Here is a 9007-nt window from a genome sequence, read left to right as displayed (position 1 = left end):
AAAATGAAAAGCTAGCGCCCTCCCCTTCGAGGGGAGGGACACAGGGTGGGGTTGGAAATCGAATGCAATTTTTTTATTTGTTTCACATCTTCGAACGTACTATTTTTATTCCGGATTCCATCCACACATTATTTAATTCAAACTTATGATCAAGCCTCTCGGGCATATTCACGAATTGGTACGCTATCCTGTGAAATCGATGGCAGGCGTTCCTGCGGCTTCCGCATTTCTCGGCTGGGATGGGTTGCAGGGAGACCGCCGTTTTGCATTCCGTCGCCTCCATGATACTAGCGATTTTCCGTGGCTAACGGCAAGCAAACTTCCCGAACTTATTTTGTACACGCCGCTCGGGCTCGATGAAAGTGCGGATGAACCTTTACCCGCCGAAGTGCGCACACCGGAAGGCACGGTCTACCCGATCGCCAGCCCGGAACTGCAAAACAGCATCGCTTCGAGATTCGGAAGCCCGGTCGAATTGATGAGGCTTCGGCACGGAATTTTTGACGACGCGAGTGTGTCGGTGATCAATCTGGCTACGATAGCGGCCATTGGCCGTGAAGCCGGATTGCACGCTGATACGCGACGATTCCGCGCCAATATCGTACTGGCGACCGAATCGAACGAACCTTTTCTGGAAGATAACTGGGTAGGCCAAAGATTGGTCATCGGCCATGAAGAGACAGGACCGGTGATCAGTTTGACCAAGCGCGACCTGCGTTGCGTGATGATCAATCTCGATCCCGATACGGCCGAACAGGATCCCCGCTTCATGAAAACCGCCGTCCGCCTGAACGGCAATAATGCCGGCGTCTACGGAACGGTCGTGCGCACCGGCCGGATCAGCGCCGGTGACCCGGTAAACCTGATCGTTTGAAATTTGAATGGCAAAATGAATTACCATCTCCGTTCCGACATGTCGGGAGTCGGGGGGAATCCAGAACAATCCACTTTCTTTTGGCAGCGCGCCAACCCGTCTTCGTTCCGGCGTTTTATCGGAGGCCGGATGAATACATGCGAAAAAAGGGAGTGTCATTCCCGTGAAAACGGGAATCCAGAGCAATCCACTTTCTTTTGGCAGCGCGCCAAAAGAAAGTTGCAAAGAAAAGCGCTGCGGCTGCGACAAAACGCCTGAATCCGGGTTCGCTGCTTGGAGCGGAAAATAGTTCCAAGTATTTTAACATTCGAAAAAGGATCATCTGTTCCACATTTTCCGCAGTATGATGTCGCGAACTCGTCTTCATTCCGGCGTTTTATCGAGGCCGGATGGAATACGTGTAAAAAAGGGAATGTCATTCCCCCGACACGTCGGGGGAATCCAGACCCGTCAAAATAATTCTTGGACGTCACTTCGAACATCGTCGTGAAAATGACAACCGGGATTCCTATTGCCTCCATCATCGCACAAGCCTAAACCAACCCACTCCATCACCAATCAACCACTCCCCAAAGCCCGATCCGGTTCGCACTCCTTCACGCAGACGTGATTATGCTTGAGTCAGCCGTGTGTAAGCTTCACGCAGGCATGATTATAGTTGAGTAACGTTATATTTAATTTGATTTTGGAAGAGAGTTCGCGTAATATTATTTCGTAGCACAAAACCATATCATCAATCAAGAACAACCGGAAAGGCTTTATGAAAACCATGACGTGTCGACAACTCGGTGGAGCGTGCGATCTGGAGTTTCACGCCAATACTTTTGAAGAAATAGCCGAAATGAGTAAAAAACACGGCATGGAAATGTTCCAAAAAAATGACGAAGCCCATCTCAAAGCCATGAACGCCATGCGCCATCTTATGCAAGACGCCTCGGCCATGAAAGCCTGGTTCGACGGCAAGAAACGTGAATTTGACGGGTTGCCGGAGCAAAAGTGAAGAAAAAAGATCAAGAAGATGCCATCGTCACGCTGACGTCATTTACCGATGTGATGGAAGCAAATATTGTTGCAGAGAAATTGCGGGTAGAAGGCATTCCGTGTTTTTTAGCTGATGAAGTATCGTACATAATGACGCGCCGGAATTATATGAATGAAGGGATCCGGCTGCAAATTTTTGAAAAAGACATTCCACGAGCACGAGACATACTCGGTATACCGTCGAACTCTACAACGCACGAATATCAGAATGAAGTTTGTCCAAAATGCCAATCAAAGAACATAAACCGATTGACAGGGATGAACGCTGTCTATCACTGGATCAATGCTGTATTATTCGCATTGTTTTTACGTCCATCTACGCCAATCCGGTTTCGCTGCCTTGACTGTGGAAAAGAATTCTAAGGTCAACATTTATTAATTTAACCACTATTTCTATGCCCAAAACCAGACCAACTACCGTTGATGAGTATATCGCGAATGCGCCGAAAGAAGCGCAAAAAATGTTACGAGAGCTGCGCGCACTCCTGAAAAAAATCGCGCCGAAAGCAAAAGAATCGCTGAAATGGGGTAACCCTGTTTTCGAAGAGGAACGAATTCTTTTTGCTTATCCTGCTTACAAATCGCATATTAACTTCATACCGACACAAGCTTCTCTGAAGCCGTTCAAGGATGAATTATCCGCATTCACTACCGGCAAAGACTCCCTGCAACTGCCCTACGACCGTCCGCTTCCGAAAACGCTGATCCGCAAAATTGCCGTACATCGCGTCCGGGACGTCAGAGAAAACGGCGCCCGATGGATGTAATTTTTTAACCAAAGAATTTGAAGACTTATGAATTTCACTCCCAAAGATCCCGATTTTAAACGCCGGATTGTCGAAAGTTTCGGACGGCAGAAATTTATGAACTTTATCAATGCGCGGCTGATCGCTATCGAAGCGGGTTCTTGTGAAATTCATGTTCCCTATGATGTGAATATCACTCAGCAGCACGGTTTTTTTCATGCCGGCATCGTCGGGACGATCGCCGATAACGCCGCCGGTTATGCCGCCTATTCGCTCATGGACCATTCGTCCTCGATCCTGACAGTCGAATATAAATTGAATCTGATCGCACCGGCGGACGGCGAACTGCTCATCGGACAATCCCATGTGCTGAAATACGGCAAAACGCTGACGATCTGCCGGTCGGATATTTTTGTCATGAAAAACGGTGAAAAAAAACTCTGCGCCGTTTCGCAATCCACGCTGATCGAATTAATCAATAAAAAAGACGCTTAAATAACTTTCAATTCGAAAAATTTCTAACATCGGAAAAAATGGAAACTATAATACACTTTGTCGATGTATTTGCAAGGCAGCGGTATTCAGGGAATCCCTTAGCGGTGGTGATTTGCGCCAAAGTTTTGTCCGATGACACGATGCAGGCGATTGCATCCGAAATTAATTTTTCAGAGACAACTTTTGTTCGGCCTGACCCGGAAGATAACGGCGGTTACTTCGTCAAAATGTTCACACCTGCCCGTGAAGTTGCATTTGCCGGACATGCGATCCTGGGAACTGCATGGGTAATTCGCCGCCATGTTGCGCAAAGTCTGTCTGATACAGTGACGCTCAACCTTTCCATCGGCCCCGTTCACGTGACCGGCGGCTCCAATGAAAAACAAAATGAAGTGTGGTTCGAAGCGCCTTCCATCACCATCGGCGAAACCTGCCCGGCGGAATCCATGGCGGCAGCGTTGCATCTTTCTGCGGAAGATATCGACGCGAAAGCGCCGGTTTGCAAGATGTCGGCCGGAACGTCAGCCATGATCGTACCGCTTCGCAGTATCGATGCTTTATATCGAAGTACCCTTGATCTACCGTTATATGCCGGGCTTGCCGGCCGGGGTTTCCCGCCGTTGATCTATCTTTTTTGCAATCAAACGCGCGACCCGGAAAATAATTTATCGGCCAGATTTTTCTTTGAAGCCAACGGAGTCCGCGAAGACCCGGCAACGGGTAACGGCGCCGCGTTTCTCGCCGCTTATCTGTTACATTATAATTTTTTCCCGGATCCTGATTTGTATCTTCGCATCGAACAAGGCCACGCGCTGGGACGCCCTTCGCTGGTCATGGTGAAAGCTCATAAATCCGGGCATTATTCACGTATCGCTGTCGGCGGATCGGTGATTCCAATTATGGAAGGTAAATTGTTATGATGCCAAAACTACTTGTTGGTTTTTTTATTTCGCCAGAGGAAATTACAAGACTATGAAATATGCGATCTTTATTGCAGGAACATTTTTGTTCGGTTGTACGGATTCCGATAATAATTTTATTCGCGGCACGTTCGGAACGTATCATTTTTCTTCGGAGTCAACGTATTCCGCTTACAACGGATCCTTGCTTGTGCTCACCGCGAATAGGGATTCGTTGATGCTCCGCATTCTGATCTCGCCGGTGAGCGAACCCGATTCATTCACGATGCATAGCGAAGACACGTTGGACGGCGGAAGCGAGGTTGCGTTTGATTCGGGCGATCACCGGTATGTGTCGTATGACGGCGGCGGCAGCGTGACGATCCAAAAGATCGATGAACGGCACGTCCGCGGCAATTTCTCCGGACGTTTGGTGAATTCTGATATTGTGACCGACACGATGATCGTTACCAACGGACAATTTGATGTGGAGATTGATTCGGACGATCCGTATTAATTTAATCTAACGATAGACAATCATTGAAATCGCCTGGCCTAAAATTTTTCTTTGTCTTCGCATGGATATTCTTTTTTGTTTCCTGCGAAGATAACGGCACCAAAGTCCGTCTGGAAGAAGCATGGCTGTCATCGTTTTTCAATCAAAACGGCGATCATACTTTTATTGTCATTGATGAAGACAGTTCAGGCGTCTATTATTCACCGACACCGTCAGGAAATTGTTACGATTCAGAATCACTCACCATTACAGGCGGATTAGTTCAGGTGGATGACCGGTCTTATACTTACATTATCAATGAAAACAATTTAACATTAAACGAGATCGTTGATTATGACACGACTATTTTCGGCTATCCCATACCGGAACAGTTTACGAAAGCAAATGACATTGAAATAAAACGATGTAATTAACGTGCACTCATAAAAAACGGATTTTATGAAAACAGAATTTGTCGGCCTTGCGCCCGTCTTTCCCTCGCAGAACACGGCGAGAGACGTTGCGTGGTATCACGAAAAAGCGGGATTCGAAGTCTATTTCTCCGATTCGATGTATGCCGTGATTACCAGAGACAATATCTGGCTCCATTTGCAATGGCATGCCAACACAGAGAGCGATCCGCTGCTGGGCGGTTCGGTCGTCAGAATTTTTGTAAAAAATATTAAACCGTTATTCGACGAATTGGTTCAACGCGGCACCGTCACTCCCGACGCATTCAAAGCAAATACCCCGTGGCAGACGCATGAGTTCGGATTTCGTGACCTCAATGATAACATCATTTTTATTGTAGAAGATATCGTCTCTTAACAATTATCCATTAATACGAAACATAATAATATGTCTTCATCGCATTTGATCGAAACGTGGGAGATCCATAACCGGATCAATATTTATTTACTGGAATCCGTACATAACGATGCCTTAAACGATGTATCCGCATCGAAAGGCCGCAGCGTGGCCGAACAGTTTGCCCATCTGCATAATGTCCGCCTGATGTGGCTGAATGCCTCGGCTCCGGAATTGCTCAAAGGTTTGACTAAAATTGAAAAAGAAAAAGCGGCGGATAAAAAATGGCTCAAACAATCTCTCGAAGCTTCAGGGAAAACGATTGCCGCTCTGCTCGAATCCGCATCGGAATCGGGTAAAATCAAAGGATTCAAACCGCATGCGGCGGCGTTTCTCGGTTATCTGATTTCGCACGAATCGCATCATCGCGGACAGATTATGTTGACGTTGAAACAGGCCGGCCATCCCGTCGACAAAAAAATTGCTTACGGTATATGGGAATGGGGCGTTCGCTGAACGTTCCGTTTTTACTTCATTTTTTGAATCGTCCGTCTTACATTAGGCGGACGTTTTATTTTTTGAAACATTTAATCGGAGTTTTATGGATGTGCTTACGCTGATTTTATTTTTGGTTGGTTTGGTCTTTCTCGTGGCCGGTGCGGAAATACTGGTCAAAGGCGCATCGCGCATAGCGGCGGCGCTCGGCCTATCGCCGTTGGTCATCGGCCTGACGGTAGTGGCTTTCGGAACGAGCGCGCCTGAAATGGCGGTCAGCGTACAATCAGCAAACGATGGACAGACCGACATCGCCGTAGGCAACGTCGTCGGCAGTAATATTTTTAATATACTTTTTATCCTGGGAATTTCGGCGGCGATTACGCCTTTAATTGTTCAACAGCAATTAATTAAATTAGACGTTCCGCTGATGATCGGCGCTTCTTTTTTGATGTATATTTTTGCTTCCGACGGATTGATCCAGCGCTGGGAAGGTTTGATTTTATTTTCAGGTATTATTTTCTATACGATTTTTCTCATTCGCCAAAGCAAAAAAGAAAACAAAGAAATCCAGGCCGAATATGCCAAAGAATTTTCCGAAAAACCTAAAGCGAACGCATTGTGGATTCAAATCGGAATGGTGATCGCCGGCCTTGCCTTACTCGTCGTCGGATCGGACTGGTTAGTCAATGGCGCCGTGTCTATTGCCAAATTATTCGGCGTGAGCGAACTGATCATCGGGCTTACCATTATTGCAGCCGGTACATCGCTGCCGGAAGTGGCTACCTCGATCATTGCGGCGATCCGCGGCGAACGCGATATCGCCGTCGGCAATGTCGTCGGCAGCAATATTTTTAACATTCTCGCCGTATTGGGGCTTTCGGCTATTGTGGCGCCGCAAGCGATCAACGTTGCGCCTTCAGCCATCAGCTTTGACATCATCGTCATGATCGCCGTTGCCATCGCGTGTCTGCCGATTTTTTTTACGGGCAATCTTATCGCCCGCTGGGAAGGGTTGGTATTTCTGGCCTATTACATCGCGTACACCCTTTTCCTGATTTTTGACGCCACGGATCATGATGCGTTACCTCGATTCAGCGCGATCATGATAGAGTTCGTTTTGCCCATTACGGTATTGACGCTTGCTATATTAACTTTTCGGGCTTTCCGGAAAAATTCAAAATCATAATAAAATATTCGTGAAATGAACCGATTAATTTTAATTTTGTGGTTGAGTGGCTGTGGAACCGGAGTTCTGTATTCCCAATCGTTTCCAAACGGGAAAATTACTGAACGGGTTTTCTGTTCGGCCGATTCTTCTCAAAGCTATTCGCTGTATCTTCCTTCCTACTATGATTCGTCGAAAGAATGGCCTATTATTTATTGTTTCAAACCTGAAACGGATGCGCTGTTGCCCCTGCAGTGGTATTCTGAAATCATGGAAACGTACGGGTGGATAATGGTATGTTCGTGGAATTCACAGAACGGACCGTGGCAGGTTTGTCTTGACGCAATTCATGCCGTTTGGAAAGATACGCATAAACGATTTCGCATCGATCCCCGCAGAGTTTACGCAACCGGATTTTCCGGAGGCTCACGCACAGCTTCCGAGCTTGGCATTCTTTATTCTAACCAGGTAACAGGAATCATTGGTAATGGCGCGGGCTTCAGCGCATCGCATGAATTGCCTCAATCAATTCCCTTCCGATATTACTACGGGTTGACTGGAACATTGGATTATAATCACAGTGAAATGACTTTTGTCGGTGAAATTCTGGAGCAAAAGAAATTAGTACACAGGATCGTCTACTTCGACGGTTATCACCAATGGGCTCCTCCGGCGGATTTTGAGCGCGGCATTGAATGGATGGAACTCCAGGGAATCCACGACAGTATTCGTGTAAAAGATACGGTATGGATTGGAAAAATTTTTCAAGACCGCCGCCGCGTCCTCGATACGTTGTTGTTGAATCACCGCGTTTACGATGCCGCGATACACGCCGAATGGATGAGCGAAGATTTTAAAGGTTATATGGATGTCGCATCGTTGTCAACTCTGTCGGACAGCCTGAAAAAAACTAAAGATTATGCGAAATGGCTTGAAAAAATTGCTTTTCTTCGCGTCAAAGAAGTGGAATTCCAAAACTCTTTTGACAAGTTACTGATTTCGTGGAATGAAGTGAATTTTAATGAAAACACTGATCCCGATTTTAACAAAATAATGGCCGAAAGCCGCGATTGGCAGTCGCGTCTCAAATCCAAAAACGTATTGGAGTCCCAAGCGGCTTATCGTTGTTTAAACTATGTCAGCCGCCTGAGTAAATCCAGGGGCCGGGAATATTTAAAATACGATGCTCTGAAACGAGCCATTGGTTGCTTTAACCTCGCCATCAAAATGTTTCCTGATGATTTCATGGTTTATTACTTTTTAGCAAGTGCCCAAGCACGGGCGGGTGAAACCAGTTCATCGATTAAATTATTGGAAAAGGCGATTAAATTCGGCTTCGCCGATTTGGGTCGGCTTGAATCGGATACCAATTTTGATCCCTTGCGTCAGCATAAAGGGTATCTTAAAATCATCAAAGAATTATCAGCAAAAGACACAACGAAACCATAATACCTTGGAAGCTATTTCAACGCCCCGCATTAAAATTTGTTGTATCAGCAGTCTCGACGAGGCCCGATCGGCCATTCGTGCCGGCGCGTCAGCGTTGGGATTGGTTTCGTCCATGCCGAGCGGCCCGGGCGTGATCCCGGATGAACGCATTGCAGAGATTGCCGCAGCGGTTCCTCCGCCCATCGCAACATTTTTGCTGACAAGCCAACAAACTTCTGCGGATATAATTCAGCAACAACGTATTCTGCGGACGAGCACCATTCAAATTTGCGACCGGATCGATAAGGGATCGTATCAGGAAGTGCGGAAGGCGCTCCCGGGCATCAAGCTTGTTCAAGTGGTGCATGTCAATGGCGACGATGCCATTGATGAAGCGGTTGCCGCGGCGGCGTTCGTCGACGCGATTTTACTCGACAGCGGCAATCAGAATCTGGCGGTGAAAGAACTCGGCGGCACCGGACGACGGCATGACTGGCGCATCAGCCGCACGATCCGCGAACGACTGACGATACCGATGTTCCTCGCCGGAGGACTGAA

13 protein-coding genes are annotated in these 9007 nt (G+C 47.1%); all 13 read left to right on the top strand.

The window, feature by feature from the left end; translation table 11 throughout:
* Nucleotides 1–145: 145 nt before the first annotated feature.
* Entirely contained in the window at nt 146–874 is a 729-nt protein-coding gene (locus K1X84_15990; GenBank protein ID MBX7153129.1) for an MOSC domain-containing protein, read from the top strand.
* A gap of 760 nt (nt 875–1634) precedes the next feature.
* Entirely contained in the window at nt 1635–1874 is a 240-nt protein-coding gene (locus K1X84_15985; GenBank protein ID MBX7153128.1) for a DUF1059 domain-containing protein, read from the top strand.
* Nucleotides 1871–2278 (top strand): DUF2007 domain-containing protein, encoded by a 408-nt coding sequence (locus tag K1X84_15980; GenBank protein ID MBX7153127.1) that lies wholly within the window; start codon nt 1871–1873, stop codon nt 2276–2278. Before K1X84_15985 ends, K1X84_15980 begins: the two co-directional genes overlap by 4 nt.
* 32 nt (nt 2279–2310) lie before the next feature.
* Nucleotides 2311–2682 (top strand): DUF1801 domain-containing protein, encoded by a 372-nt coding sequence (locus K1X84_15975; protein ID MBX7153126.1) that lies wholly within the window; start codon nt 2311–2313, stop codon nt 2680–2682.
* A gap of 27 nt (nt 2683–2709) precedes the next feature.
* Complete coding sequence (locus tag K1X84_15970; GenBank protein MBX7153125.1) at nt 2710–3156, top strand: PaaI family thioesterase; 447 nt, start codon at nt 2710–2712, stop codon at nt 3154–3156.
* Nucleotides 3157–3194: 38 nt separating this feature from the next.
* On the top strand, nt 3195–4076 hold the full coding sequence (locus K1X84_15965) for a PhzF family phenazine biosynthesis protein (GenBank protein MBX7153124.1): 882 nt from the start codon (nt 3195–3197) through the stop codon (nt 4074–4076).
* 52 nt (nt 4077–4128) lie between these two features.
* Entirely contained in the window at nt 4129–4572 is a 444-nt protein-coding gene (locus tag K1X84_15960; GenBank protein MBX7153123.1) for a hypothetical protein, read from the top strand.
* Between the two features lie 23 nt (nt 4573–4595).
* Nucleotides 4596–4985: a hypothetical protein gene (locus K1X84_15955; GenBank protein MBX7153122.1), complete on the top strand. Its 390-nt coding sequence runs from the start codon at nt 4596–4598 to the stop codon at nt 4983–4985.
* Nucleotides 4986–5010: 25 nt separating this feature from the next.
* On the top strand, nt 5011–5379 hold the full coding sequence (locus tag K1X84_15950; GenBank protein ID MBX7153121.1) for a glyoxalase/bleomycin resistance/extradiol dioxygenase family protein: 369 nt from the start codon (nt 5011–5013) through the stop codon (nt 5377–5379).
* A 30-nt stretch (nt 5380–5409) separates the two neighbouring features.
* Nucleotides 5410–5874 carry a DinB family protein gene (locus tag K1X84_15945; GenBank protein MBX7153120.1) on the top strand — a complete coding sequence of 155 codons (465 nt, stop codon included), beginning with the start codon at nt 5410–5412 and terminating at the stop codon, nt 5872–5874.
* An 85-nt stretch (nt 5875–5959) separates the two neighbouring features.
* Nucleotides 5960–7042, top strand: a complete 1083-nt coding sequence (locus tag K1X84_15940) for a calcium/sodium antiporter (GenBank protein MBX7153119.1) — start codon at nt 5960–5962, stop codon at nt 7040–7042.
* A gap of 15 nt (nt 7043–7057) precedes the next feature.
* Nucleotides 7058–8470 carry a hypothetical protein gene (locus tag K1X84_15935; protein ID MBX7153118.1) on the top strand — a complete coding sequence of 471 codons (1413 nt, stop codon included), beginning with the start codon at nt 7058–7060 and terminating at the stop codon, nt 8468–8470.
* A 13-nt stretch (nt 8471–8483) separates the two neighbouring features.
* A partial coding sequence (locus K1X84_15930; GenBank protein MBX7153117.1) for a phosphoribosylanthranilate isomerase occupies nt 8484–9007 on the top strand: 524 nt, incomplete at its 3' end.

It is taken from the genome of bacterium, from assembly GCA_019695335.1.
GTDB lineage: Bacteria > CLD3 > CLD3 > SB21 > SB21 > JABWBZ01.
The sequence above is the reverse complement of the archived record's forward strand: the minus strand, read 5'-3'. Positions and strand labels throughout refer to the sequence as shown.